The organism is Frigoribacterium sp. AC759 (assembly GCF_979256015.1).
Genome location: NZ_CEEDMT010000001.1, coordinates 21,819 through 46,376 on the forward strand (window position 1 = coordinate 21,819; position 24,558 = coordinate 46,376).

The following is a 24,558-nucleotide window of genomic DNA, read 5'->3' on the forward strand; positions in this document are numbered from 1 at the left end:
CACCGTGCTCCGCTCCACGAGGAGGACCCATGTCTCGCCTGTCCGGAAAAGTCGCGATCGTCACGGGGGCCGCATCCGGAATCGGTGAGGCCATCGTGCGTCGATTCGCCGACGAGGGTGCTCACGTCGTCGCCACCGACATCGTCGACGGGTCGGCCGTGGCGGCCGAGGCCGGCGCGGAGTTCCTCCGGCACGACGTCGCGAACGGCGGCGACTGGAAGCGCGTCATGGACCACGTCGCCGAGCGGCACGGCCGCCTCGACGTGCTCGTCAACAACGCCGGCATCGTGTCCGGTCAGTCGATCGACGTGACCCAGCTCGAGAGCTGGAACCGGGTCTTCGCCGTCAACGTCACCGGCGTCATGCTCGGCACGCGATTCGCCATCGAGCAGATGCGGTCGAACCCCGACGGCGAGGGCGGATCGATCATCAACCTCGCCCCTGCGACGTCGTTCCTCGGGTTCGGCGACGATGCCGCCTACACCGCGAGCAAGCACGCTCTCGTCGGCCTGACCCGCTCGAGCGCGGCCCACGCCGCTCAGGAGGGCTGGGACATCCGCATCAACTCGCTGCACCCCGGTCCGACGGACACCGCGATGTTCCGTCGGCAGGTCGAGGCGCAGCCCGGCCTGCTCGACGCCTTCAAGACGATGAGCCCCCGCGGGCGCCTCGCGCGGCCCGAAGAGGTCGCGGGGCTCGCTCTGCACCTCGCGTCAGACGACTCGGCCTTCTCGACCGGCGGGCAGTTCGTCGTCGACGGCGGGCTGTCGAGCACGCACCCCTCGATGTAGCCCGCCGGGCGGGACCGCCTCAGAACAGGGTCGCAGGAGGCGCGGGCGGGGTCGCCGGCGCCGCCATCGGGTCGGTCGTCGACACGGGGGCACCCGGCCAGCCCGGGCCGCTCGGAACGGCCGTGCGGTTCTGGAACGCCGTCGCCGCACCGCGGGCGCGCACGTCGGCGGCCTCGTTCATCTCGTGGCCCATGTGACCCCGCACCCACTCGAACCGGACCTTCCGCCCGGCCAGGGCCTCGTCCAGCTCCTTCAGGATCTCGACGTTCAGCACCGGCTTGCCGTCGGCCTTGCGCCAGCCCTTGCGCTTCCAGCCCGGCATCCACTCGGTGCAGGCCTTGATCGTGTACTGGCTGTCGCAGAGGATGTGCAGATCGTCGTCGGTGCCGGCGGTCGCCCGCAGCAGCTCGAGCACGGCGGTCAGCTCGCCCTGGTTGTTCGTCGCGCGCGGCCAGCCGCCCGCGGCCCAGCGCTCGTCGTCCACGTACCAGGCCCAACCGGCCGGCCCGGGGTTGCCGAGGGCCGAACCGTCTGCTGCGGCGGTGATGGTCATGCGGGGTGCTCCTTGCGTCGACGGCGTGCTCGACCACGCTAACGGACCCGGCCCGCGCCTCCTGCGCCGCGCCTCCTCGGGGGCCCGGCCCGCGCCTCCTGCGCCGCGCCTCCTCGGGGGCCTGGCCCGCGCCTCCTGGGGCACTGCGGCGGGTTCCCGTCATCGGCGGCGGGTCAGCGCTGACCCGCCCCCGATGACGGGAACCCGCCCGACCCCGGCTACCACGGCTACGGCGACACCGGCGACCCCGGCGACCCCGGCGCGCACGCGAGAACGCGGGGGAGGCGCGGGTCAGTCGACGTCGTCGGGGTGCGACCCGGTGCGCTGCCCCGACTCGAGGGCGGCGATCGCGTCGAGGTCGGCGTCGTCGAGCTCGAAGCCGAACACGTCGAGGTTCGAGCGGATGCGCGACGCGGTGGCCGATTTGGGGATCACCACGAGACCCTGCTGCAGGTGCCAGCGGATGACGACCTGCGCGACGCTCACGCCCAGCCGATCGGCGATGCCGAGCAGCACCTCGTCGTCGAGGATCCGCCCGCGGGCGAGCGGTGACCACGCCTCGGTGACGATGCCGTGCGCGTCGCCGAAGGCCCGCAGCTCGCGCTGGGGCAGCCACGGGTGCGCCTCGACCTGGTTGACGACCGGCACGACCTCGGTCTCGCCGAGCAGCCGCTCGAGATGCGGCACCTGGAAGTTGCTGACGCCGATCGACCGCGCCCGCCCCTCGGAGCGGATCGTCTCGAGGGCCCGGTAGGTCTCGACGTAGCGGTCGCGGCTCGCTGCGGGCCAGTGGATGAGGTACAGATCGACGTGGTCGGTGTCGAGCAGGCGGAGGCTCTCGTCGAACGCGCGCAGGGTCTCGTCGTAGCCGTGCTCGGTGTTCCAGACCTTGGTCGTCAGATAGACGTCGTCGCGATCGAGGCCGGAGGCGCGCATCGCTCGCCCGACGCCCGCCTCGTTGCCGTAGAGGGTCGCGGTGTCGATGTGCCGGTAGCCCTCGTCGAGGGCGATGCGGACGACCCTCTCGGCCTCGTCGTCGGCGACCTTGTAGACGCCGAGTCCGAGCTGGGGGATGGTCGTGCCGTCGTTCAGTGCGACGCGGGGGATCTGGATGTCGGGCATGCATCGATCCTGCCAGCCCGAGGAGGCGCGGGTCAGCTGGGCTGGATCGCCACCGGCTCGGTGTCGGGCAGCGGGCTGGCGTCGCGACCGCGCAGATCGGGGAGCGACCTGTGGAACGCGATGCCGACGAGCATGCCGACCAGTGCGAAGACGGCGGCGACGATCAGGCCGCCCTGCCCGCCGATGCGGTCGATGTAGAAGCCGGCGATGGCCGAGCCGAGCGCCGAGCCGATCAGCTGGCCGGTGCCCGCCCAGCCGTAGGCCTCGGCCGTGTCGCTGAACTTGACGCTCGACGAGACGATGGCGAACATGACGGCCAGGGCGGGCGCGATGCCCACGCCGGCGATCAGCAGGGTGACGCTGAGCGGCCACAGCCCGGTCATGAAGACGGCGAGGGTCATGCCGACGAAGACGATGGCGAGTCGACGGGCGAGGGCCCAGGGGCCGACCGGCACGTGCCCGAGCGCGAGCCCGCCGACCAGCGAGCCGGCGGCGAAGATCGCCAGTGCGATGCCCGAGTCGGCGCTGCCCTCGCCGAAGAGGGCGACGACACCGGCCTCGACGGCGGCGCAGGCCCCGATGAGCAGGAACCCGGCGACGGTGGCGAGCAGCACGGTGGGGCGGGCCAGCACCTTGCCGAAGGCCCGCTTGCTGCGGGGGATGCGGACCCGGCCGACCTCGGGCGAGGCGATGAACCAGATGCCCCCGCCGACGAGGAACGCGGCGGCGAGCCAGATGGCCTCTTGCGTGCCGACCTGGGTGCCGACGAAGGTCGTGATGACCGGACCCGCCACCCAGATGATCTCCTGTGCCGAGGCATCGAGCGAGAAGAGCGGGGTGAGCTGATTCGAGGTGACCATCTTGGGGTAGATGGTGCGGACGGCCGGCTGCACCGGCGGCACGCTGAGGCCGGTCACGAACCCGAGCGCCATGAACGCCGGCACGGAGAAGTCGACCAGGGTGAAGGTGATCATCGACGCGAAGCAGACGATCAGCGTGAGGGTCAGCACGGGGCGCATGGCCCAGCGGCCCATCCAGCGACTCGTGAGCGGGCCCGAGATGGCCTGGCCGATGCTCGTCGCGGCCAGGACGAGGCCGGCGGCGGCGTACGAGTGGTGCACGTGCTCGACGTGCAGCAGGAACGCGAGCGACAGCATGCCGAACGGGAAGCGCGCGGTCAGCTGGGCCGCGATGATGCGCGAGACGCCGGGCGTCTTCAGCAGGGTCGAATAGGTGCTCACGAGGGGACAAGTCTACGAGCGGACGGGGTCGTCGCGACACGCCGTCGGCCCGAAGTGGGGACAACCCGTTTCGAATGTCGGAGGTGGGGAGAAGGATGTGGAGAACTCACCGGAAACGGGGACAACACCCGCAGAACTGTTGGCAACTTGTGGGAGACCCTGTGGAAAGTCAGCCGTGTGAGAGTTACACCCGTGTAACACCGCATCTAGTTGCGCGTGCCAGTGTCGGCCACTAGATGTAGTATCGAAGAGTCGCCACGGGCACTACGCACCGTGGCCCGCGAACCACCAGACCCGGCCTCGAAAGCCGGCCAGAACACAGGGGATCCCATGGCCATCACCGTCTACACCAAGCCGTCCTGCGTCCAGTGCACGGCCACGTACCGCGCCCTCGACAACAAGGGCATCGAGTACGACATCCTCGACGTCACGGCCGACGACGCCGCGCTCGAGACCGTCAAGGCCCTCGGCTACCTGCAGGCCCCCGTGGTCATCGCCGACGACGACCACTGGAGCGGATTCCGCCCCGACAAGATCGCCGGCCTCGCCGCCCGCATCTCCTGACCCACCCGGGTGCGCAGGGTCGACGTCGTCACGACGGAGCCCGCGCCCACCCACCGACCACGCAGGAGGGCCCCGCGGCCATGACGAACCTCGTCTACTTCTCCAGCGTCTCGGGCAACACCCGGCGGTTCGTCGAGAAGCTGGGTGCACCGGCGGAGCGGATCCCGCTCTTCCCGTCCGAGCCGGCACTCCACGCCACCGACCCCTACGTCCTCGTCCTGCCCACCTACGGTGGCGGCGAAGGGCGGGGCGCCGTCCCGAAGCAGGTCATCCGGTTCCTCAACGACGAGGGCAACCGGCGCCTCATCCGAGGCGTGATCGCGGCGGGCAACACCAACTTCGGAGAGGGCTACTGCCTGGCCGGCGACATCGTCGCCGCCAAGTGCGAGGTTCCCCTTCTCTACCGTTTCGAGGTCTTCGGAACACCAGACGACGTCAACGCCGTACACACAGGATTGGAAGAATTTTGGATTCAGCAGTCGATGATCTCGAACTGATCGCCGCGCCCGGGCAGGGCCTGGCGGGCACCACCGGGATGGACTACCACGCCCTCAACGCGATGCTCAACCTCTACGGTCCGTCGGGCGAGATCCAGTTCGACAAAGACCGTGAGGCGGCGAAGCAGTACTTCCTGCAGCACGTCAACCAGAACACGGTCTTCTTCCACAACCTGCGCGAACGTCTCGACTACCTGGTCGAGAACGAGTACTACGAGGCCGCGACCATCGAGCAGTACGACTTCTCGTTCGTCGAGAAGCTCAATGACCTCGCGTACTCGAAGAAGTTCCGATTCCAGACGTTCCTCGGCGCGTTCAAGTACTACACGTCGTACACGCTGAAGACGTTCGACGGGAAGCGCTACCTCGAGCGCTTCGAGGATCGCGTGGTCATGACCGCCCTCGGTCTCGCCCAGGGCGACGAGAAGCTCGCCGTCGACCTCGTCGAGGAGATCATCGCGGGTCGATTCCAGCCCGCGACGCCGACGTTCCTCAACACGGCCAAGGCCCAGCGCGGCGAGCTCGTCAGCTGCTTCCTGCTGCGCATCGAAGACAACATGGAGTCGATCTCGCGCGGCATCAACTCGTCGCTGCAGCTGTCGAAGCGCGGTGGCGGCGTCGCCCTCTCGCTCTCGAACATCCGCGAGGCCGGTGCGCCGATCAAGCAGATCGAGAACCAGTCGTCGGGCATCATCCCCGTCATGAAGCTGCTCGAAGACAGCTTCAGCTACGCCAACCAGCTCGGCGCCCGTCAGGGTGCCGGTGCGGTCTACCTGAGCGCGCACCACCCCGACATCATGCGGTTCCTCGACACGAAGCGTGAGAACGCCGACGAGAAGATCCGCATCAAGACGCTGTCGCTCGGCGTCGTCGTGCCCGACATCACGTTCGAGCTCGCGAAGAACAACGAAGACATGTACCTCTTCTCGCCGTACGACGTCGAGAAGGTCTACGGGGTCCCCTTCGGCGACGTCGCGATCAGCGAGAAGTACCGCGAGATGGTCGCCGACTCGCGCATCAAGAAGACGAAGATCAAGGCGCGCGACTTCTTCCAGACGATCGCGGAGATCCAGTTCGAGTCGGGCTACCCCTACATCGTGTTCGAAGACACGGTCAACAAGGCGAACCCGATCAAGGGCCGCATCAACATGTCGAACCTGTGCTCGGAGATCCTGCAGGTCAACACGCCCACGACGTTCAACGAGGACCTGAGCTACAACGAGATCGGAAAAGACATCTCGTGCAACCTCGGCTCGATGAACATCGCGCTGTCGATGGACGCCCCCGACCTCGGCAAGACCGTCGAGACCGCGATCCGCGGTCTCAGCGCGGTCAGCGACATGAGCCACATCGCCTCGGTCCGCTCGATCGAGGTCGGCAACGACCAGTCGCACGCCATCGGCCTCGGCCAGATGAACCTGCACGGCTACCTCGCCCGTGAGCACGTGCACTACGGCAGCGAAGAGGCCATCGACTTCACGAACATCTACTTCTACACGGTGCTGTTCCACGCCCTGCGGGCCTCGAACACCATCGCGATCGAACGCGGTGTCACCTTCGGCGGCTTCGCCGACAGCACCTACGCGTCGGGTGAGTTCTTCGACAAGTACACCGAGCAGGTGTGGGCCCCCTCGACCGCTCGCGGTGCGTCGCTGTTCGCCGACGCCCAGGTCGCCATCCCCACGCAAGACGACTGGCGCGAGCTGAAGGCCAGCGTCATGGCGCACGGTCTGTACAACCAGAACCTGCAGGCGGTGCCCCCGACCGGCTCGATCTCGTACATCAACCACTCGACGTCGTCGATCCACCCGATCGCGTCGAAGATCGAGATCCGCAAGGAGGGCAAGCTCGGTCGCGTGTACTACCCGGCTCCGTTCATGACGAACGAGAACCTCGAGTACTACACCGACGCCTACGAGATCGGCCCCGAGAAGATCATCGACACGTACGCCGCGGCGACGCAGCACGTCGACCAGGGTCTCTCGCTCACGCTGTTCTTCAAGGACACCGCGTCGACGCGCGACATCAACAAGGCGCAGATCTACGCATGGCGCAAGGGCATCAAGACGATCTACTACATCCGTCTCCGCCAGCTCGCGCTCGAGGGCACCGAGGTCGACGGCTGCGTCAGCTGCATGCTCTAGTGCCCCGATCGTGCGCCGCCTCGGCGGCGCACCCCTCGCGGCACCCGGCGCGGGTCGGTCTCGAAGACCGACCCGCGCCTCCTGAACTCCCGATCCTGTCTTCGAAAGGCATGTCATGACCATCACCGACCCGGTCCACGCGACCGGCAAGTCGATCCCGCTGATCAAGTCGGTCAGCGCGATCAACTGGAACCGCATCCACGACGAGAAAGACGTCGACGTCTGGAACCGCCTGGTCAACAACTTCTGGCTGCCCGAGAAGATCCCGCTGTCGAACGACGTCCAGTCGTGGAACACCCTCACGCCCGAAGAGCAGCAGCTCACCATGCGCGTGTTCACGGGTCTGACCCTGCTCGACACCATCCAGGGCACCGTCGGCGCGATCAGCCTCATCCCCGACGCGATCACCCCCCACGAAGAGGCCGTCTACACGAACATCGCGTTCATGGAGTCGGTGCACGCCAAGAGCTACTCGTCGATCTTCTCGACCCTCGCGTCGACGCCCGAGATCGACGACGCCTTCCGCTGGTCGGTCGAGAACCCGAACCTGCAGAAGAAGGCCCAGATCGTCCTCGACTACTACACGGGCGACGACCCGCTGAAGCGCAAGGTCGCCTCGACGCTGCTCGAGTCGTTCCTGTTCTACAGCGGCTTCTACCTGCCGATGTACTGGTCCTCGCGGGCGAAGCTCACCAACACGGCCGACCTGATCCGCCTCATCATCCGTGACGAGGCCGTGCACGGGTACTACATCGGCTACAAGTTCCAGAAGGGGCTCGAAGGCGCCTCCGAAGAGCGCAAGCAGGAGATCAAGGACTACACGTTCAACCTGCTCTTCGAGCTCTACGAGAACGAGATCCAGTACACGCAGGACCTCTACGACTCGGTCGGCCTGACGGAAGACGTCAAGAAGTTCCTGCACTACAACGCCAACAAAGCGCTGATGAACCTCGGTTACGAGGCCATGTTCCCGAAAGAGACCACCGACGTGAACCCGGCGATCCTGTCGGCGCTGTCGCCGAACGCCGACGAGAACCACGACTTCTTCTCGGGGTCGGGCTCGTCGTACGTGATCGGCAAGGCCGTCACCACCGAAGACGAGGACTGGGACTTCTAACCCCCCCCCCTGCAGGAGGCGCGGCTCGCTCCGAGCCCCGCCCCGCTCGTACGGCGGGCGACCACGGATCTCCGTGGTCGCCCGCCGTCGTCGTCTCGGGCCCGGGAGACGTCCCCGATAGGGTCTGAGCATGACCACGGGGGAACGAGCACCGATCGATCTGCGCCTCACCATGATCTGCGTCGGCCTCGGGGTGGTGGCGGTCGCCTTCGGGCTGCTGCCCTGGCTGCTGACCGGGGCGCGCCTCCCTCTCCAGAACCTCTGGACGACTCCCGTCGTCGCCCCCGACGGCGTGACGGCCGCACCCGACGCCATGCCCGTGTCGTTGCTGCCCTTCAGTCAGTACGCCCTCACGCTCCAGGCGGCACTGCTCGTGACCGGGTCCGCCGTGGCCGGTCTCGTGGCCCGTGCGAGCGGATTCCGTCATCGGCGGGGCACCGTCATCGCGCTCCTGATCGGCACCGTCGGCGCGCAGCTCGTCGCGCTCGTCCAGAGCACGACGACCGTCAGAGCGGGGCTGCCCGACAGCCTCGAGTCCGTCGTCTACCTCGCCGCGGTCATCGCCGCCTCGGCCATCGGGATCGCCCTCGGGGTCGTCGTGCTGCTGCTCATCGCACGGGCCCCGCGCGGGGCGGCCGTCGTCGGTCTCAGCGTCGGCGCCGTGGCCGTCGTCGAATGGGGTCACGCGCTCGTCTACCCGCCGTTCTCGCTCATCACCGAAGCCGTGCCCGCCGCTGAGGCGGTCCTCCGCTGGTCGCCCGCCGTCCTCGTGGCGGCCGCCGTCGTCTGGGCGGGGTCGACCACGATCGGCCGGGTCCTCGGAGCGGCGGTCTCACTGCTCGCTCTCTGGATCGGACCGGCGGCGATCACCGCGGTCTCGAGCGCCGCGGGCACCCGCGTGTACGCGAGCTACCCGTTCGAGATGGTCGACATGGCCGGGCAGGTGTTCACCTCGGCGCTCGTCTCGACGGCGGGTTGGAGTCCGGTCGTGCTCGCAGCCGTGCTGGCGGCTGCCGGCCTGGTCGCGCGCCGCCCGGTGCTGGCGCGGTTGCGCGGCCGCACCGGCCGCACCGGCGCCCCGTCCGCGACGCCGTGAACCGCGTTCGCGAAGATGAACCGCGGTGCGGCCGCACCGCAGCCCCGTCTGCGGCGCCGTGAACCGCGTTCGCGAAGATGAACCGCGATATACGGCGGTTCATCTTCGCGAACGCGGTTCTTCGGCAAGGTGCGTAGCGGCGGCAGCGCGGCGTCAGGTGACGAAGAGCACGGCGCGGCGTCAGGTGACGAAGAGCGCGGCGCGGCGTCAGGCGTCAGGCGTCAGGCGCCGGCGAGCAGCGCGGTGCGGATCGCCGCGACGCCGACCCGCACCTCGGCGAATGTCGTCGAGAGCGGGGAGAGTCCGATGCGCAGCCCGTCCGGGTTGCGGAAGTCGGGCACGACTCCCTCCTCCCAGAGCGCAGCCACGACGGCACGGAACGCCGGGTGCCGCACCGTCACGTGACTGCCCCGCGACTCGGCTGAGCGCGGCGTCGCGACCTCGACCCCGAGCGGCACCAGCCACGCGTCGACCAGCTCGAACGCGTAGTCCGTCAGCGCGAGCGACTTGGCGCGGATCGCGTCGATGCCCGCCTCCTCGACCAGCTCGAGCATGTCACCCAGCGGCAGCATGCCGACGATCGGCGGGGTGCCGCTGATGAACCGCCGGATGCCCGACGCCGGTGTGTAGCCGTCGGCCATCGCGAACACGTCGGCCGCTCCCATCCAGCCCTGGATCGGCTGCTCGAGCGACGGCAGCAGATCGCTCCGCGCGTAGAGGAACGCCGGCGCCCCGGGCCCGCCGTTCAGGTACTTGTACGTGCAGCAGACGGCCACGTCGACGCCCCATTCGTCGAGCCGCATCGGCACGACGCCGACCGAATGGCACAGGTCGAACAGCACCAGCGCGCCCGCGTCGTGCACGAGTCGCGTGATCGCCGGCATGTCGACCAGGTAGCCCGAACGGTACGAGACGTGGTTGACGAGCACGACCGCCGTGTCCGGCCCGACCACGTCGGCCAGCAGGTCGACCGTGACGCCGAGAGCCGGGTCGACGTGCACCCACCGCACGGTGGCCCCCCGCTCGCGGGCGATGCCCTCGACGACGAAGCGGTCGGTCGGGAACTGGTCGTCGTCGATCACGATCTCGTGCCGGTCGGGCCTCGCCGCCAGCATCGCCCGGATCGCCTTGTAGAGCAGCACCGTCGTCGAGTCGCCCACGACCGTCTGCCCTGCGGCGGCTCCGAGCGCCGCCGCCCCGATGCGGTCACCGAGCTCGGTGGGCCGTGCCATCCACTGCTCGTCCCACGAGCGGATCAGCCGGCTGCCCCAGTCGTGCCGCACGAACGACGCGATCCTCTCGGGCGTGACCCGCAGCGGCCGCCCGAGCGAGTTGCCGTCGAGGTACGAGACGACGTCGCCGGCCGGTGCGAACCGGTCGACGAACCGCGCGAGCGGATCGGCGGCGTCGAGCTGCTCGGACGGCAGCTCGGGCGTCGGGGGAGCGGCGGCGGAGTCGGTGGCGTCAGAGACGACGGCGGCGGCAGAGGTGCCGGTGCCGATGTCGGCGGCGGAGTCGGCAGGGCCGGGGGTCGAGGAGGCGCGGGTCACGAGGTCTTCTCCAGCAGGGTGTCGGGGGTGATCACGGTGGCGGTGGCCAGCCAGTCGGCGGCGGCGCCGGGGTCGTCGGGTCGGGGCGGCGGCGTCGGGATCCAGGTGGCTCGCGAGGTGCCGCGACCGCTCTCGCCCGCTCCGCCGAGCTGAGCGCCCGCCGTCAGCGCGTGCAGCAGCAGACCGAGGCCGAGCCCGGCCCGCTGCAGGGCCCGCAGCTCGCGCGCGTTGACCCCGACGGGCAGATCGCCGTTGCCGAGGTCGGTGCCGTACAGCACGTGACCGCCGGCGGCCCGGAACCTCGAGAGGTTCTCGACGGCGATGTCGTGCGCCGCGCCTCCTCGGCCGTGTCCGTGGATGTCGAGGGTGCTGATCCAGCTGGTGCGCGCGGCGAGGCGTTCGACGAGCTCGTCGTCGAGACGCTCGCTGAAGGGGGTGTGCGCGAAGCGGGCCACTCCGGCCGCGAGGGCGCGTCGGGCCTGCCCGACCCCCTGCACGTGAGCGACCGGCACGAGCAGATGCTCGTTGGCGGCGTCGACGATCGCCCGCAGCGTGACGTCGTCGAACACCGGCCCGTCGTCGGAGTTGAGGCTGATCTTGACGAACGACGCCCCGAGGTCGCGCATCCGCTCGACCTCGCGTCTCGCGCTCGCGGCGTCGGTCACGACCACGGATGCTGTGTCGGGTGCCCACCCGGCGCGGCTCGGGTAGCCGGCGGGCGGGCAGAGCAGGCCGCCGGCGACGCGCACCTCGGGCCAGCGGGGGTCGAGGCGCCCGTGCTCGGGCCAGAGCGACGCGGTGTCCGGATCCCAGCCGAGGTCGTCGACCCGGGCGATGCCGCCGGAGGCGAGGGCGAGCGGATCGATCAGCCCGAGGTGCACGTGCGAGTCGGTGAACGGCGCGAGCAGCGTGCCGGGCAGATGCGGCAGGCCGTCGTGCACGGCGCGGGGCGGACCGAGCAGGTCGATGTCGCCCGAGACGCGCACCACCGAGCGACCCGACCACGCACCCGACCAGGCGTGATCGACCGTGACGAACCGCGCCTCCTGGGTCATGGGTCGACTTTATGCTGCCGCCCGGCGAAGCGGGCGTGTCCGGCCGAAGCGGTCGTGGCCGGCGGCCCGCCTCGGCCGGAGTCGCCCGTTCCGCCCGTTCGTCGGGTGCGGGGAGCCCAGGAGGCGCGGTGCCGGCACCGCAGACCGGCCCCGCTCCGCCCCTCAGCGATCGGCGACGCGCATCACCCGTCCGTCGCGGAGGTGCACGACCCGGTCGGCCCGACCCGCCGACGACTCGTGGTGGGTCGCGTGCACGACGGTGGCCCCGCGGGCGACCTCGGCGGCGACCACCTCGGCGACGATGCCCTGCGCGTCGGCGTCGAGCCCCGCCTCCGGCTCGTCGAGCAGCACGAGGTCGGCCTGCTGGGCGAGCGCCTGCGCCAGCAGGGTGCGCTGCCGCTGCCCGCCCGAGAGCTCGCCGAAGGGGCGCGCGGCGAGCGGGCCGAGGCCGAGCCGCTCGAGGGCTCCGTCGACGAGCGCGCGGTCGGTGCGGGTCGGGCGGCGCCAGGCCCCGAGCGAGCGCCATCGGCCCATGCCGACGACGTCGCGCACCGTGACCGGCAGCCGGTCGGGCGCCGCGCTGCGCTGCACCACCCAGGCGATCGACGACACGCCCGGCAGGTCCACCGAGCCGCTCGTCGGGAGGTGCGTGCCCGCCAGCACGGCCAGCAGAGTCGACTTGCCCGAGCCGTTGTGCCCCACGAGCGCGGTGACGGCGGCGCGCGGCAGCTCGAGGTCGACCGCGTGCAGTGCGACGCGCCGATCGTCGTGAGCGGCGGTCAGCCCGCGGACGGCCAGGGGTGACGGCGGAGGGGCGGAGGGCGGCGTGCTCATGATCCCCAGCCTATCCATAGTGATAATCGTTTTCATGTACAGTCGTCGATCGTGACCTGGTTGACCGATCCCCTCAGCGCCTCCTTCGTGCTCCGAGCCCTGCTCGGCGGCGTGCTCGTCGCCGCCATCTGCGGCGTCGTCGGCACGTGGGTCGTGCTGCGCGGCATGGCGTTCCTCGGCGAGGCGATGGCCCACGGCATGCTGCCGGGCGTCGCGCTCGCCGCGCTGCTCGGCCTGCCCGTCGTCGTCGGCGCGGCCGTCAGCGCCCTCGTGATGAGCGTCGGCGTGGGCGTCGTCGAGCGGCGGGCGAAGATCGGCGCCGACACCGCGATCGGGCTGCTCTTCGTGGGCATGCTCTCGCTCGGCGTCGTCATCGTGTCGCGCTCGCGGACCTTCGCCACCGACGTCACGTCCATCCTCTTCGGCGACGTGCTCGCGATCTCGACGAGCGACCTTCTGCTGATGACCGGCGCCCTGGTGCTCGTCGTGCTATTGGCCGCCGTGCTGCACCGTCCTTTCGTGGCCCTCGCGTTCGACGAGCGCCTCGCCTCGACCCTCGGTCTCCGACCCCGCCTCGCCCGGGTGGCGCTGGTCGGTCTCGTGACGATCGCCGTGGTGGCGTCGTACGGGGCCGTCGGGTCGCTGCTCGTCGTCGCCCTGCTGCTCGCCCCGGCCGTCGCCGCCGGGCACTGGGTGCGCCGGGTGCCCTCGACCATGCTGCTCGCGACCGCGTTCGGATCGCTCGCGGCCCTCGTCGGGCTGCTCGTCTCCTGGCACGCCGGGACGGCAGCCGGGGCCTCGATCGCCGGCGTGGCCGTCGCGCTCGTGCCGCTCTCGGCCGTCGTCCGCCGCCTCGTCTCCGCCGTCGCGGTCCGCCCGGGAGCGACCCCTCCTCCCGGCGAGGCACCCTCCGCCCCCGTCGGCCCCTCGACCTCCGCCCCCGTCGGCACGCCGACCTCAGCCCAAGTCGGCACGCCGACCCGTCCGAAAGGCCTCCGTGCACCCGAACGACCCCTCGTCTGACCCGACCCGGCGCCCCCTTCGCCGAACCCGTCCGCTCGCGCTCGTCGCCGCGACCGCCGCGACGCTCGTCGTCCTCACGGCCTGCAGCGCCCCCGGCTCGTCGTCCGGCTCCGACACCGGCTCCGACGACGCCGCGCCGACCGACGCCTCGACCCCGCACGGCTACGTCGAGGGAGCGAGCGAGGGCAGCGAACCGCAGCTGAGACTCGCCACGATCGACCCCGAGGGCCGTGTCGACCTGCTCGACCTGCTCACCGGCGACGACGAGACGGTGGCCGAGCTGGAGCCGGCCGACGGTCTCTCGACCGACGGGCGGTTCGTGTTCGCGACCCGCGCCTCCGGAACGGTCGACGTGGTCGACACCGGGGTCTGGACCGTCGACCACGGCGACCACTCGCACTACTACCGCGCCGAGGCCCGGCAGGTCGGCTCGATCGAGGCGACGGCAGGAGCAGCCGAGGAGGCGCGGGTCGTGCCGGGCGCGGATCTCACCACCGTGCGGTTCCCGGCCTCGGGCGAGCAGATCGTGCTCGACACCGAGGCGCTGGGCGCCGGCGAGATCGACGAGGTGGCCCGCTTCGACGGGGCCGGCACCGGTGCCCTCGGCGGCGAGGGCGTGCTCGTGCCGTTCGGCGACTCGCTGCTGTCGAGCACCGTGGCCGACCTCGGGCCGGACGTCATCGCGGTGCTCGACCGCGAGGGGCGACTCGTCGAGGGGGCCGAGGCCGAGTGCGTCGACCCCCGCGGCAGCATCGAGACCCGCGTGGGCGTCGTGATCGGCTGCGCCGACGGGGCCCTGCTCGCCACGACGGACGAGGCCGCAGCCGATGCCGGCGACGGCGAGGGGGCTGCCGACGAGAGTGCTGCCGGCGAGGGCGCGACCGGGTCCGACGCCGCAGACGCCGCGGCCTCCGCTCCGGTCGTGTTCGAGCGCATCCCGTACCCCGAGGCCGTCGCGGCCGACGAGCGCGCCGTCGCCTTCGACGGACGTCGCGGCCGACCGACCGTCGCGGCGGTCGCGGGCGACCGGGGCGCCTGGCTGCTCGACACCCGCGAGCGCAGCTGGTCGCTCGTCGAGACCCCCGCGCCGCTCGTACGCGTGTCGGCCGTCGACGACTCCGACGGCCACGTCGTCGGGCTCGACACCTCGGGGCGCGTCGTCGTGCTCACCCGCGACGACGGGTTCGTCGCGACCACGGACCCCCTGCTGCCCTCCACCGTCGCAGACGACACCGCCCTGCACGGTGTCTCGCTCTCGGTCGACGCCAGCCGCGCCTACCTGAACGGCCCGCTCGAGGGCACCGTCTTCGAGATCGACTACGCCGACGGCGGCCGGGTGTCGCGCACCTTCGACCACGTCGACGCGCCGTCCTTCGCCGCGGAGACCGGCCGATGAGGGCGGCTCGGACGACCGCGCGCGCCACCGCCGCGACCGCCACCGCCAGGAGGGTCGCCCGCACGACCGCCGCAGCCACCGCGACGATGCTCGCGATCGGCCTGCTCGCCGGCTGCGCGACGCCGGCCGCCGATCGCCCGCTCGTGGTGGTGACCACCAACATCCTCGGCGACGTCGTGGGCGAGCTCGTCGGCGACCAGGTCGAGGTGATGACGCTGATGCGCCCGAACGCCGACCCGCACTCGTTCGAGATATCGGCGCAGGAGGCCGCCCGCATCCGCACAGCCGACCTCGTCGTCAGCAACGGGCTGGGGCTCGAGGAGGGTCTGCAGCAGCACGTCGACGCGGCTGCCGCCGACGGCGTGCCGACCGTCGAGGCCGGCGACCTGATCGATCCGCTGGTGTACGCCGACGGCGACGCCGAGGGTCTCGACGACCCCCACTTCTGGACGGACCCGACCCGCATGGTCGAGGTCGTCGCGGGGGTGACCGACGCCCTGGAGACCGAGCTCGGCGACGACGTCGACGTCACCGCGCTCGAGACCGCCGCCGACCGGTACACGGCCGAGCTCGAGAGCCTCGACGCCGAGATGACCACCGCGTTCGCGGGCATCCCCGAGGGCCAGCGCGCCCTCGTGACGAATCACCACGTCTTCGGCTACCTCGCCGAGCGCTACGACTTCGACGTGATCGGAGCGGTCGTGCCGAGCGGGACGACCCTCGCCGCGCCGAGCGCCTCCGACCTCGACGACCTCGTGACGGCGATCGACCGCACCGGTGTGCGCGCGATCTTCGCCGACTCGTCGCAGCCCGACCGCCTCGCCCGGGTGCTGGCCGACGAGGCGGGGGTCGACGTCGCCGTCGTCGACCTCTTCACCGAGTCGCTCAGCGAACCCGGCGAGGGCGCCGAGACCTACCTCCAGATGATGCGCACGAACACGGAGCGCATCGCCACCGGCCTGTCGCCGTGACGCCTCGCGTCCGGGCGACCGGCCCCCACCGAAAGGAACACATGAACCACCTCCTCGACCGCAGGGGATCGCGCCGCGTGCGCCGCGCCTCCTTCGCCCTCGCCGCCGTCGCCTCGTCGGCGCTGCTGCTCACCGCCTGCTCGTCGGGCTCCGGACCGGCGGCGGACGACCCGTCGACGACCGCGGGCGCCGAGGTCGACTCGGCCCAGCCGCGCATCGCCCTCACCTACGACGGCGGCCTCTACGTGCTCGACGGCGCGACCCTCGAGACCGAGGCCGACATCGACCTCGCGGGCTTCAACCGGCTGAACCCGGCCGGCGACGGTCGTCACGTGCTGGTCTCGACCGCGGGCGGTTGGCAGGTGCTCGACACCGGCGCCTGGACCACCGCCGACGGCGCGCACCGCGTCGCCGACCCCGAGCTCACCGACCTCGTCTTCGAGGGCGACACCCCCGGGCACGTCGTGCGGCACGAGGGCCGGACGATCCTCTTCGCCGACGGCACGGGTGACACCACGGTCTTCGACTCCGCCGATCTGCTCGACACGAGCGGCGGTCTGCCCGAGACCGAGACGATCTCCTCGCCGGAGGCGCACCACGGCGTCTCGATCGAGCTCGCCGACGGCACCCTGCTGACCACGATCGGCACCCCCGACGAGCGCACCGGCGCGCGGGCGCTCGACGCCGACCGCACCGAGATCGCCCGCAGCGAGGAATGCCCGTCCGTCCACGGCGAGGGCACCGCGGCCGACGAGCGCGTCGTCTTCGGCTGCACCGACGGCGTGCTGGTCTACGACGACGGGGCGTTCACCAAGATCGACGCCCCCGACGCCTACGGCCGCACCGGCAACGCGTACGTCACCGACACGTCGCCCATCGCGGTCGGCGACTACAACGACGACCCCGACGCCGAGGGCTACGAGCTGCACCGGCTCGTGCTGACCGACACCGAGGCGAAGACCGCGACGGTCGTCGACCTGCCCGACGGCGTCGAGTACACCTGGCGCGACGTCGCCCGCGGCCCCGACGACGAGATCGTCGTGCTCGGCACCGACGGCGCACTGCACGTGCTCGACGAGACCACGGGGGCCGAGACCGCCTCGTACCCGGTGATCGACCCGTGGGAGGGCCCGGCCGAGTGGCAGGACGCCCACCCGGCCCTCATCGTGCAGGGCGGCACCGCCTACGTGACCGACACGGCCGCGTCGTCGATCCACGCGGTCGACGTCGCCACCGGTGAGGTGCTCGCCACGACCGAGCTGCCCGAGGTCCCGAACGAGATCGCGGTGGTCACCGGCTGATCACCAACGGCATCGCGACGCGAGCGAGGCACCGCAGGCAGCGGTGTCCCGCTCGCGTCGTCGTGCCCGCCGACCGGTGGCGAGCGGGTTAGGAGCCGAGGAGGCGCGGTGCCGGCCGGTCAGCCGGGCAGCACCGCGCGGCTGCAGCGGGCGACGTACGGCACCCGCACGAGGGCGAGCCCCCGGGTGTCGGGGTGGGTGTCGAGCAGATGCTCGACCCGGGCGAGCAGCTCGGCGCGTTCGCCGGGCGACAGCGTGATGACGTAGCTGCGCGAGGCGATCATGTCGAGGAAGTCGGCGCGCTCCATCTCGTGCACCCACGCGACGTCGTGCCGTTCGATCGGGCCGAACGGCGCGCCCACGGGTGGGGCGTCCGACTGCATGTCGCGCTCGCGCGGCTGCCGCATCACGCGGCTGAGCTCGGCCACCCAGGGCACGCTCTCATCGCGGATGTTCCAGATCAGCGCGAGCGTCCCGCCGGGGCGGAGCACCCGGGCGACCTCGGGCACGGCCCGTGCCGGGTCGACCCAGTGCCAGGCCTGCGCCACGAACACGGCGTCGACCGAGTCGTCGTCGAGCGGCATCGACTCGGCCGACCCGGCGACCGACGTCGCCGCGGGCACGACCCGTTCGAGCTGCTGCCGCATGCCCTCCGACGGCTCGACGGCGGTGACCGCCGGCACCCGGCCGAGCAGCACGCGGGTCAGCTTGCCGGTGCCCGCACCGAGGTCGACGACGTGACAGGCGCCGCTCGGGAGGAGCCACTCGACGGCCTCCGTCGGGTACGACGGTCGGCCGCGCTCGTACACGTCGGCGGCGAGGCCGAACGACGCGGCGAGATCGGAATCGGGATTGGCCGGGTCGAACCCGTGCTCGAGTGGTTGATGCGTCACCGGCTCACTGTCGCACGACTCATTGCGTCACAGTGCGACTGTTACGCCGCATGGAGGGGGAGCATGGTCCGGATGACGCCTCCACCGACGCCTGAACCGACGCCTCCAGCAGCGACGCCTGCACCGACGGGCTCACCGGCCGCGCAGAAGCCGCTCCGCGTGGTCGCCGTGTCGGGCACCCTCAGCACGCCGTCCAAGACCGACGCCCTGGTCGACGCCATCCTCGACGAGCTCGCCGAGGTGCTGCCGATCGAGCGCCATGTCATCCGGGTGAGCGAGCTCGGGCCGCTCTTCGCCGGCGCCCTCACCCGCGACCAGCTCGACGAACGCGTCGAGCGCGAGCTCCGCGCCATCGAGTCCGCCGACCTGCTGATCGCCGCCTCGCCCGTCTACCGCGCCTCCTTCACCGGTCTGTTCAAGCACCTCTTCGACTTCGTCGAGCAGTACGCCCTCGTCGACGTGCCCGTGCTGCTGGCCGCGACCGGCGGCAGCGAGCGGCACGCGCTGATCCTCGAGCACTCGCTGCGACCGCTGTTCGGGTTCTTCCAGGCGCTGACCCTGCCGCTCGGCGTCTACGCCCACGCGAGCGACTTCACCGACCGGCGCGTCACCGCCCCTCTGCTGCAGGAGCGGATCCGCAACGCCATCGCGCGCGGGCTGCCCCTGATCCGGTCGAGCATCGCCGAGAAGCAGCGCATCGAACGCGAGCTGCTCGGCGAGCGGGACGACGACGTCGCGCCCGAGCTCGAGGGAGCCGCGGCGACGCCGACCCGGCTGTACAGCTGAGACGCGGGCGGCGCCCGGCCGACCGGTATCGTCGCAGCATGACCGATTCGCCCACGCCCCGTGACGCGGGGGTCGCCCGCGCCGAGCTCCGAGACGACGAGGCGAAGCGTCTGCTCGGCATGCTGGCCCCCGGGGCGCTGCCCCTCCGCGCGCAGCAGTGGGTGGCCGACGGGCTCGACGACCCGTCGGTGACGGCCCTCGCCGACGCGTTGACCCGCACCGACGAACAGCGCACCGAGCTGCTCGCCGAGGCGGCCGCGACGCTGGGGCTGGGCTTCGCGTCGGTCAAGGCGGCGCGGGCGTACCACGGTGAGCGTCTCGTGGCGTCGATGACGGCGGCCTCCGCCCCCGCCGACGCGCTCGGCATGGCGAACGGCTTCACCGACACCATCGAGGAGTCGGTGCGCGACAGCATCTCGCGGCTGTTCCGCCCCCGCGGCTGAATCGCCGAGACCCCACGAGAACGCAGAGACCCCCGTGCGCGCACGGGGGTCTCGTCGATTCCGTGGGGTCTCGCGGAGCGCAGGAGGCGCGGTGCCGGTCGAACCGGCGCCGCGCCTCCTCGGTGACGACCGCGGGGATTACGCCTTGCCGACCTCGAACTCGACGACGGCCCACGACAGGGCGGGCAGCGTCAGCCGCGCCGAGCCCCCGTCGACGGTGACGCCCTCGAGCGGCACCAGGCCGACGGCGTCCTGCGCCTGCTCGGTGTTCGAGGTGAAGCGGTCGCCGCCCTCGGGCACCGTGAGCAGCTCGGCGCGCGTGACGCGTGCGCCCGAGAACCCGCGCAGAGCGAGCTCGACGTCCGCCGCCTCGTCCAGACCGCGGTTCGCGAGGAAGAACGCGACGCGCCCGGTCTCCTCGTCGTAGGTCGAGCTGACGTCGACCAGGTCGGCGTCGCCGTACTTCGCCGTGTCGACCTTGTCGCTCGTGACGAGCGTGCGGAGGATCTGACCCGACGCGAGCGCCGCCATGCGGGCGAACGGCCAGAAGATCGTCTGACGCCAGGCCGGCCCGCCCTGCTCGCTGCGGATCGGCGCGATGACGTTCACCAGCTGCGCCTGGTTCGCGATCTTCACCCGGTCGCCGTGGCGCAGCAGCGAGTTGAGGAACGTGCCGACCACGACGGCGTCGGTGACGTTGTACTGGTCCTCGATCAGGCGAGGGTGCTCGACCCAGCCCTTCGAGACGTTGTGCGGCTGGTCGTCGGTGTCGAGGCCGGTCTGGTACCAGACGTTCCACTCGTCGAACGAGATGTCGACCTGCTTGCTGTGCTTGCCGGCCGCCTTGACGCCGTCGATGGTCGAGACGACCTCCTCGATGAAGGCGTCCATGTCGACCGCGGTCGCGAGGAAGCTCTTCGCGTCGCCGTCGTGCTCCTGGTAGTAGGCGTGCATCGAGACGTACTCGACCTCGTCGTAGGCGTGGGTCAGCACCTCGTGCTCCCAGGCGCCGAAGGTGGGCATGCCGCGACCCGAGCTGCCGACGGCGACGAGCTCGATGGTCGGGTCGACGAACTTCATCGCCTTCGCGGCCTCCTGCGCCAGGCGGCCGTACTCGGTGGCCGTCTTGTGGCCGATCTGCCACGGGCCGTCGAGTTCGTTGCCGAGGCACCAGAGCTTGATGTCGAACGGATCCTTCGCCCCGTTCGCGATGCGGCGGTCGCTGAGGGCGGTGCCGCCGGGGTGGTTCGCGTACTCGACGAGCTCGCGGGCGGCGTCGACGCCGCGGGTGCCGAGGTTCACGGCCTCCATGACCTCGGTGCCGGCCAGCTTCGACCACTCGACGAACTCGTGCAGGCCGAAGGCGTTCGTCTCGACGGTGTGCCACGCGCCGTCGAGTCGGCGGGGGCGCTGGTCGACCGGGCCGACGCCGTCCTCCCAGTTGTAACCGGAGACGAAGTTGCCGCCGGGGTAGCGGATCACGGTGGCGCCGAGCTCCTTGGTCAGCTCGAGGACGTCGTGGCGGAAGCCGCTCTCGTCGGCGGTGGCGTGACCGGGCTCGTAGATGCCGGTGTAGACGCAGCGGCCCATGTGCTCGACGAACGAGCCGAAGATGCGGCGGGGGACCTCGCCGATCGTGAACTCGCGGTCGACGGTGATGCGGGCGGTGGACATGGGACTCCTCAGGAGGTCGTGGCGTGCGATGACGTGTGTGCGGTGTCGTGGTCGGAGAGGGATGGGGGAGGCGCGGGTCGGGTGGTCACTGCCCCCCGAAGCCGGTGGTCGAGATGCCCTTGATGATCTGCCGCTGGAAGAACAGGAACACCAGGATGAGCGGCAGCGCGGCCAGGATCGCCGACGCCATGTTCTGGGCGTACTGGATGCCGTAGGCGCTCTCGATGGTCTGCAGCCCGACCGGCAGCGTGAGCAGGGCGGAGTCGTTCGTGACGATGAACGGCCAGAGGAAGTTGTTCCACGCGCCGATGAACACGAAGATCGACACGGCGCCGAGGATGGGCCGCGACAGCGGCAGGAGGATGGTGAAGAACACCCGGATCCGGCCGGCGCCGTCGACGCGGGCCGCGTCTTCGAGCTCGATGGGCACCTGGTCGAAGAACTTCTTGAGCACGAAGACCATGGCCGGCGCGATGGCCTGCGGCAGGATCACGCCCCAGTACGTGTCGACCATGTTGAAGGCGAGCATCTGGTAGAACAGCGGCACGATCAGCACCTGCGGCGGGATGATGATCGACGCGATGGTCGCGACGTAGAGCCACTTCTTGCCGGCGAAGTCGAGACGCGAGAACGCGTAGGCCACGAGAGCCGAGGTCGCGACGACGATCAAGGTGATGACGATCGAGGTCAGCAGGCTGTTGAAGAGCCAGACGGGGATGTTGCCCTCGGTCAGCACCGCGCGGTAGGCGTCGAGGGTGAAGCCTCCGGCCGGCAGCCAGGTCTGCGGTGTCGCCGCGGCGTCGGCCTCGCTCTTGAACGAGGTCGACAGCGACCAGAGGAACGGCAGCAGCCAGAGGACGGCGAGCACGATCAGGACGATCACGCTGGCGACGGCGAGCGGGCCGAACCGGCGCTGACCCGGCTTGTGCGGACGCGGGGCCCGGTCGGCGGTGGGGGCGCGGAGTCCGCTGCCCGGGGCGACGGCGGGGGCGGTCATCGCTGGGCTCCTTTCCGGCGCTGCGCGGCGATGGCGAACTGCGCGACCGAGATGACGATGATCAGGGCGAAGAAGATGTACGAGATGGCCGACGAGTAGCCGAACCGGTAGCCGGTGAACCCGGTGTCGAAGATGTACTGCACGGCCGAGCGGGTGCTGCCCGCCGGGCCGCCGGTGGTCATCTGGTAGATCTGGTCGAAGACCTTCAGCGAGGCGAGGATCTGCAGGATGACGATCAGACCGGTGGTCGGGCCGAGCTGGGGGATGGTGATCGACAGCAGCGAGCGCCACCGACCGGCGCCGTCGAGCGATGCGGCCTCGTACTGCTGGTCGGGGATGTTCTGCAGCGCGGCCAGATACAGCAGGAAGTTGAAGCCGACCGTCCACCACACGGTGGTCGCGACGACGGCGATCATGGCCGTGCTGGGGTCTTGCAGCCAGGCCGGCTGCGGCAGCCCGAGGGTCGCGAGCACGTTGTTGATGGGCCCCAGCGTGGGGCTGTAGAGCTGGATCCAGAACAGCGAGACGACGGTCGACGCCAGCAGATACGGCAGGAAGAAGCTCAGCCGCCAGAGCCACTGACCGGGCAGACCGGTGTTGACGAGCAGCGCCAGCAGCAGGGCGACGACGACGAGCGGGATCGTGCTCAGCACGGTGAACCACAGAGTGTTCGCCATCGAGCGCCACATGTCGCCGTCGGCGAAGGCCTCGGCGTAGTTGGCGACGCCGATCAGCTCGCCGCCCGAGCCCGTGAGGCTCTGCCCGGTGAAGCTGAGGTACAGCCCGTGGATGACGGGCCAGACCAGGAACAGCCCGAAGAGGATCGCGAACGGCGCCGCGAACCCCCAGCCGATCCGGTTGTCTTTGTGGGCCCCGGGCTTCAGGCGCGAGCCGGTCCGCACCCGTGCGGGTGCCGCCGATCGCGTCGTGCCCGGCGCGGCCGCGGGGGCCTTGACCGTCGTGCTGGTCACAGGTCGACTCCTTCGTCGTCGTGCGTCGTGGGGTGCTGCGGTGCCGGGTGCGACGACCGCTGGAGCCGCGCCTCCTGGAGGGCCTGGGCCAAGGAGGAGCGGGTGGGCCCGGTCACACCGGTGCCGGTCGCGAGAGCTGCGTGTTCACGCGGGCGACGAACGCGCGCATGCCCGCGGCGGCGTCGTTCTTCGACAGGATCACGGACTGCACCGTGTCGAGGAAGTACGTCTGGAAGTCGGACCCCGAGCCGCTGAACCAGGCGGGCGGGTCGTAGTTGAGGTACTCGGCCGCCTCGGCGTAGTTGGCCTGCGGCTGCAGTTCGGCGTAGGCCGCGCTGTCGACGACCGGTCCGTACGCCGGGATGTGACCGGCCTCGGCCCACGAGATGGAGTCCTTCAGGATGGTCGAGACCATCTTGTAGACGTCTTCTCGCTTCACCTCGTCGACCTCGCCCTGTCGGGGCAGCACGAACGAGTGCGAGTCGGCGTAGACGGCGGGTGTGCCGAACAGGGTCGGGATGATGCTCGCGTCGAACGGGATGCCGGCCTTCTGGGCGCTGGGCACCTCCCACACGCCGGTGAAGAGCATGCCGCTGTCGCCGCTGACGAACTCGGCGATGCCCGACTGGATGTCGCTCGCGGTGGCCATCGCCGTGCCGTCGGTCATCTTCTGCATGAACTCGAGAGCGGTGACGGCGGCCGCCTCGTCGTACTCGACCGTTCCGCCCTCGGTGAGCACCATGTCGGCGCCCTGCTGCTTGTAGAACGTGTAGAACATGCGCCACAGCTGGGCGCCGTCATTGAGGTAGCCCCACGAGGCGCCGTGCTTGCCGGTGACCGCCTGCATGGCGTTGGCGACCTCGAGGAACTGCTCGGGGCTCGTGATCTCGACCAGGCGCCCGTCGCTGCCGAGGGCCCCGGCCTTCTCGGCGATCTCGGTGTTGTACAGGAGGATGAACGGGTGCGAGTCGAGGGCGACCGAGAAGAGCTCGTCGCCGCTGAAGCCGGCCTTCCAGACGGCGGGGGCGAAGTCCTGCTCGCGCACGCCGTACGAGGCGAGCTTCTCGACGTCCCACGGGTCGAGCAGTCCGCCGGGGGCGTAGCCGGGCACGCGGGATGCGTGCATGATCGCGACGTCGGGGGCGCGGCCGCCGGCCGAGGCCATGGCGAGCTTCGTGTAGTACGGCGTGCCCCAGGCGAGCACCGTCTGGGTGGCCTCGAACTCGGGGTTCTGGGCGTTGGCCTCGTCGACGAGGGCGGACATCTTGATGCCGTCGCCCCCGCTCAGCAGATGCCAGAAGCTGAGGCTCGCGACACCGCCGGAGCCGGCCGTGACCCCGGTCGAGCAGCCGGCGAGACCGCCGACGGCGAAGGCGCCGCCCAGCAGGGCCGCACCGCCGACCAGCAGATTGCGGCGGCTGAGGCTGCGGGGCGCGGATGCCTCGCTCGGTGTGCCGGGCGTCGTGGAACGTGGGGTCATCGGGTTCACTCCTTTGTGAGTCGTCGACTGCCGACAGCATTACATCGTTGTAATACAAA

At 70.8% G+C, this 24,558-nt stretch carries 23 protein-coding genes; 12 read left to right on the forward strand and 11 right to left on the reverse strand.

The features are described 5' to 3' along the window. Nucleotides 1-29: 29 nt before the first annotated feature. On the forward strand, nt 30-791 hold the full coding sequence (locus ACZ6JE_RS00100; protein WP_192059454.1) for an SDR family NAD(P)-dependent oxidoreductase: 762 nt from the start codon (nt 30-32) through the stop codon (nt 789-791). A 19-nt stretch (nt 792-810) separates the two neighbouring features. Here the strand turns inward: ACZ6JE_RS00100 and ACZ6JE_RS00105 are convergent, their stop codons facing one another. The 3 genes from ACZ6JE_RS00105 to ACZ6JE_RS00115 all read right to left on the reverse strand — a co-directional run bounded on the left by ACZ6JE_RS00105 (nt 811) and on the right by ACZ6JE_RS00115 (nt 3,707). Further along, nucleotides 811-1,344: a ribonuclease H family protein gene (locus ACZ6JE_RS00105; RefSeq protein ID WP_464317878.1), complete on the reverse strand. Its 534-nt coding sequence runs from the start codon at nt 1,342-1,344 to the stop codon at nt 811-813. 291 nt (nt 1,345-1,635) lie between these two features. Beyond that, nucleotides 1,636-2,466, reverse strand: coding sequence for an aldo/keto reductase (locus tag ACZ6JE_RS00110; protein WP_464317879.1), 831 nt, complete (start codon nt 2,464-2,466; stop codon nt 1,636-1,638). A 32-nt stretch (nt 2,467-2,498) separates the two neighbouring features. Next, on the reverse strand, nt 2,499-3,707 hold the full coding sequence (locus ACZ6JE_RS00115; protein ID WP_243214829.1) for an MFS transporter: 1,209 nt from the start codon (nt 3,705-3,707) through the stop codon (nt 2,499-2,501). A 330-nt stretch (nt 3,708-4,037) separates the two neighbouring features. On the opposite strand from ACZ6JE_RS00115, the gene nrdH reads away from it, so the two are divergent. From nrdH to ACZ6JE_RS00140, 5 genes are all read left to right on the forward strand, one after another. Then, nucleotides 4,038-4,271, forward strand: coding sequence for a glutaredoxin-like protein NrdH (gene nrdH, locus ACZ6JE_RS00120; protein WP_055794227.1), 234 nt, complete (start codon nt 4,038-4,040; stop codon nt 4,269-4,271). Nucleotides 4,272-4,351: 80 nt separating this feature from the next. Beyond that, the gene (gene nrdI / locus ACZ6JE_RS00125; protein ID WP_243214827.1) at nt 4,352-4,768 is read left to right on the forward strand and encodes a class Ib ribonucleoside-diphosphate reductase assembly flavoprotein NrdI; all 417 of its coding nucleotides are present in this window, start codon (nt 4,352-4,354) and stop codon (nt 4,766-4,768) included. A 38-nt stretch (nt 4,769-4,806) separates the two neighbouring features. Next, nucleotides 4,807-6,912 (forward strand): class 1b ribonucleoside-diphosphate reductase subunit alpha, encoded by a 2,106-nt coding sequence (gene nrdE / locus ACZ6JE_RS00130; protein ID WP_192060169.1) that lies wholly within the window; start codon nt 4,807-4,809, stop codon nt 6,910-6,912. Between the two features lie 115 nt (nt 6,913-7,027). Continuing rightward, nucleotides 7,028-8,029, forward strand: coding sequence for a class 1b ribonucleoside-diphosphate reductase subunit beta (gene nrdF, locus ACZ6JE_RS00135; RefSeq protein WP_055794231.1), 1,002 nt, complete (start codon nt 7,028-7,030; stop codon nt 8,027-8,029). A gap of 130 nt (nt 8,030-8,159) precedes the next feature. After that, nucleotides 8,160-9,125 carry a hypothetical protein gene (locus tag ACZ6JE_RS00140; protein WP_464317880.1) on the forward strand — a complete coding sequence of 322 codons (966 nt, stop codon included), beginning with the start codon at nt 8,160-8,162 and terminating at the stop codon, nt 9,123-9,125. A gap of 221 nt (nt 9,126-9,346) precedes the next feature. Here the strand turns inward: ACZ6JE_RS00140 and kynU are convergent, their stop codons facing one another. The 3 genes from kynU to aztA form a co-directional block, all read right to left on the reverse strand. Continuing rightward, the gene (gene kynU / locus ACZ6JE_RS00145; RefSeq protein WP_464318169.1) at nt 9,347-10,552 is read right to left on the reverse strand and encodes a kynureninase; all 1,206 of its coding nucleotides are present in this window, start codon (nt 10,550-10,552) and stop codon (nt 9,347-9,349) included. 119 nt (nt 10,553-10,671) lie between these two features. Further along, a complete protein-coding gene (locus tag ACZ6JE_RS00150) occupies nt 10,672-11,730 on the reverse strand; it encodes an amidohydrolase family protein (protein ID WP_464317881.1) in 1,059 nt (352 codons plus the stop codon). A 162-nt stretch (nt 11,731-11,892) separates the two neighbouring features. Continuing rightward, nucleotides 11,893-12,564, reverse strand: a complete 672-nt coding sequence (gene aztA / locus ACZ6JE_RS00155) for a zinc ABC transporter ATP-binding protein AztA (RefSeq protein ID WP_320477084.1) — start codon at nt 12,562-12,564, stop codon at nt 11,893-11,895. A 51-nt stretch (nt 12,565-12,615) separates the two neighbouring features. Between aztA and aztB the strand changes: the two genes are divergently transcribed. Genes aztB through aztD form a run of 4 tightly spaced genes read left to right on the forward strand, consistent with a single transcriptional unit; the run spans nt 12,616 to nt 17,255 of the window. Beyond that, nucleotides 12,616-13,587, forward strand: a complete 972-nt coding sequence (gene aztB / locus ACZ6JE_RS00160; RefSeq protein ID WP_464317882.1) for a zinc ABC transporter permease AztB — start codon at nt 12,616-12,618, stop codon at nt 13,585-13,587. Next, entirely contained in the window at nt 13,562-14,983 is a 1,422-nt protein-coding gene (locus ACZ6JE_RS00165) for an ABC transporter (RefSeq protein WP_464317883.1), read from the forward strand. Before aztB ends, ACZ6JE_RS00165 begins: the two co-directional genes overlap by 26 nt. Beyond that, nucleotides 14,980-15,954 (forward strand): zinc ABC transporter substrate-binding protein AztC, encoded by a 975-nt coding sequence (gene aztC, locus ACZ6JE_RS00170; protein ID WP_414655437.1) that lies wholly within the window; start codon nt 14,980-14,982, stop codon nt 15,952-15,954. The genes ACZ6JE_RS00165 and aztC overlap by 4 nt, the downstream gene beginning before the upstream one ends. A 41-nt stretch (nt 15,955-15,995) precedes the next feature. After that, on the forward strand, nt 15,996-17,255 hold the full coding sequence (aztD, locus tag ACZ6JE_RS00175) for a zinc metallochaperone AztD (RefSeq protein ID WP_464317884.1): 1,260 nt from the start codon (nt 15,996-15,998) through the stop codon (nt 17,253-17,255). A 119-nt stretch (nt 17,256-17,374) separates the two neighbouring features. Here the strand turns inward: aztD and ACZ6JE_RS00180 are convergent, their stop codons facing one another. After that, nucleotides 17,375-18,148: a class I SAM-dependent methyltransferase gene (locus ACZ6JE_RS00180; protein ID WP_192059476.1), complete on the reverse strand. Its 774-nt coding sequence runs from the start codon at nt 18,146-18,148 to the stop codon at nt 17,375-17,377. Between the two features lie 159 nt (nt 18,149-18,307). On the opposite strand from ACZ6JE_RS00180, the gene msuE reads away from it, so the two are divergent. Next, nucleotides 18,308-18,934, forward strand: a complete 627-nt coding sequence (msuE, locus tag ACZ6JE_RS00185) for an FMN reductase (RefSeq protein WP_464317885.1) — start codon at nt 18,308-18,310, stop codon at nt 18,932-18,934. Between the two features lie 38 nt (nt 18,935-18,972). Next, entirely contained in the window at nt 18,973-19,377 is a 405-nt protein-coding gene (locus ACZ6JE_RS00190; RefSeq protein ID WP_192059480.1) for a hypothetical protein, read from the forward strand. Between the two features lie 138 nt (nt 19,378-19,515). Here ACZ6JE_RS00190 and arfA read toward each other — a convergent pair whose 3' ends face one another. The 4 genes from arfA to ACZ6JE_RS00210 all read right to left on the reverse strand — a co-directional run bounded on the left by arfA (nt 19,516) and on the right by ACZ6JE_RS00210 (nt 24,499). Next, the gene (gene arfA, locus ACZ6JE_RS00195; protein WP_192059482.1) at nt 19,516-21,051 is read right to left on the reverse strand and encodes an arabinosylfuranosidase ArfA; all 1,536 of its coding nucleotides are present in this window, start codon (nt 21,049-21,051) and stop codon (nt 19,516-19,518) included. An 85-nt stretch (nt 21,052-21,136) separates the two neighbouring features. Further along, complete coding sequence (locus ACZ6JE_RS00200; RefSeq protein ID WP_464317886.1) at nt 21,137-22,048, reverse strand: carbohydrate ABC transporter permease; 912 nt, start codon at nt 22,046-22,048, stop codon at nt 21,137-21,139. Beyond that, on the reverse strand, nt 22,045-22,950 hold the full coding sequence (locus tag ACZ6JE_RS00205; RefSeq protein WP_243215217.1) for a carbohydrate ABC transporter permease: 906 nt from the start codon (nt 22,948-22,950) through the stop codon (nt 22,045-22,047). The genes ACZ6JE_RS00200 and ACZ6JE_RS00205 overlap by 4 nt, the downstream gene beginning before the upstream one ends. A gap of 181 nt (nt 22,951-23,131) precedes the next feature. Continuing rightward, entirely contained in the window at nt 23,132-24,499 is a 1,368-nt protein-coding gene (locus tag ACZ6JE_RS00210; protein WP_320478568.1) for an extracellular solute-binding protein, read from the reverse strand. Nucleotides 24,500-24,558 lie beyond the last annotated feature (59 nt).

What these genes read in the sequence shown, in the direction of transcription:
- nrdI (WP_243214827.1), top strand. Translation starts at nt 4,352, where the DNA reads ATGACGAACCTCGTCTACTTCTCCAGCGTCTCGGGCAACACCCGGCGG.
- ACZ6JE_RS00110 (WP_464317879.1), bottom strand. Translation starts at nt 2,466, where the DNA reads ATGCCCGACATCCAGATCCCCCGCGTCGCACTGAACGACGGCACGACC.
- ACZ6JE_RS00210 (WP_320478568.1), bottom strand. Translation starts at nt 24,499, where the DNA reads ATGACCCCACGTTCCACGACGCCCGGCACACCGAGCGAGGCATCCGCG.
- aztC (WP_414655437.1), top strand. Translation starts at nt 14,980, where the DNA reads ATGAGGGCGGCTCGGACGACCGCGCGCGCCACCGCCGCGACCGCCACC.
- ACZ6JE_RS00190 (WP_192059480.1), top strand. Translation starts at nt 18,973, where the DNA reads ATGACCGATTCGCCCACGCCCCGTGACGCGGGGGTCGCCCGCGCCGAG.
- ACZ6JE_RS00150 (WP_464317881.1), bottom strand. Translation starts at nt 11,730, where the DNA reads ATGACCCAGGAGGCGCGGTTCGTCACGGTCGATCACGCCTGGTCGGGT.
- ACZ6JE_RS00100 (WP_192059454.1), top strand. Translation starts at nt 30, where the DNA reads ATGTCTCGCCTGTCCGGAAAAGTCGCGATCGTCACGGGGGCCGCATCC.
- nrdE (WP_192060169.1), top strand. Translation starts at nt 4,807, where the DNA reads ATGGACTACCACGCCCTCAACGCGATGCTCAACCTCTACGGTCCGTCG.
- arfA (WP_192059482.1), bottom strand. Translation starts at nt 21,051, where the DNA reads ATGTCCACCGCCCGCATCACCGTCGACCGCGAGTTCACGATCGGCGAG.
- aztD (WP_464317884.1), top strand. Translation starts at nt 15,996, where the DNA reads ATGAACCACCTCCTCGACCGCAGGGGATCGCGCCGCGTGCGCCGCGCC.
- ACZ6JE_RS00140 (WP_464317880.1), top strand. Translation starts at nt 8,160, where the DNA reads ATGACCACGGGGGAACGAGCACCGATCGATCTGCGCCTCACCATGATC.
- ACZ6JE_RS00200 (WP_464317886.1), bottom strand. Translation starts at nt 22,048, where the DNA reads ATGACCGCCCCCGCCGTCGCCCCGGGCAGCGGACTCCGCGCCCCCACC.
- ACZ6JE_RS00105 (WP_464317878.1), bottom strand. Translation starts at nt 1,344, where the DNA reads ATGACCATCACCGCCGCAGCAGACGGTTCGGCCCTCGGCAACCCCGGG.
- nrdF (WP_055794231.1), top strand. Translation starts at nt 7,028, where the DNA reads ATGACCATCACCGACCCGGTCCACGCGACCGGCAAGTCGATCCCGCTG.
- aztA (WP_320477084.1), bottom strand. Translation starts at nt 12,564, where the DNA reads ATGAGCACGCCGCCCTCCGCCCCTCCGCCGTCACCCCTGGCCGTCCGC.
- nrdH (WP_055794227.1), top strand. Translation starts at nt 4,038, where the DNA reads ATGGCCATCACCGTCTACACCAAGCCGTCCTGCGTCCAGTGCACGGCC.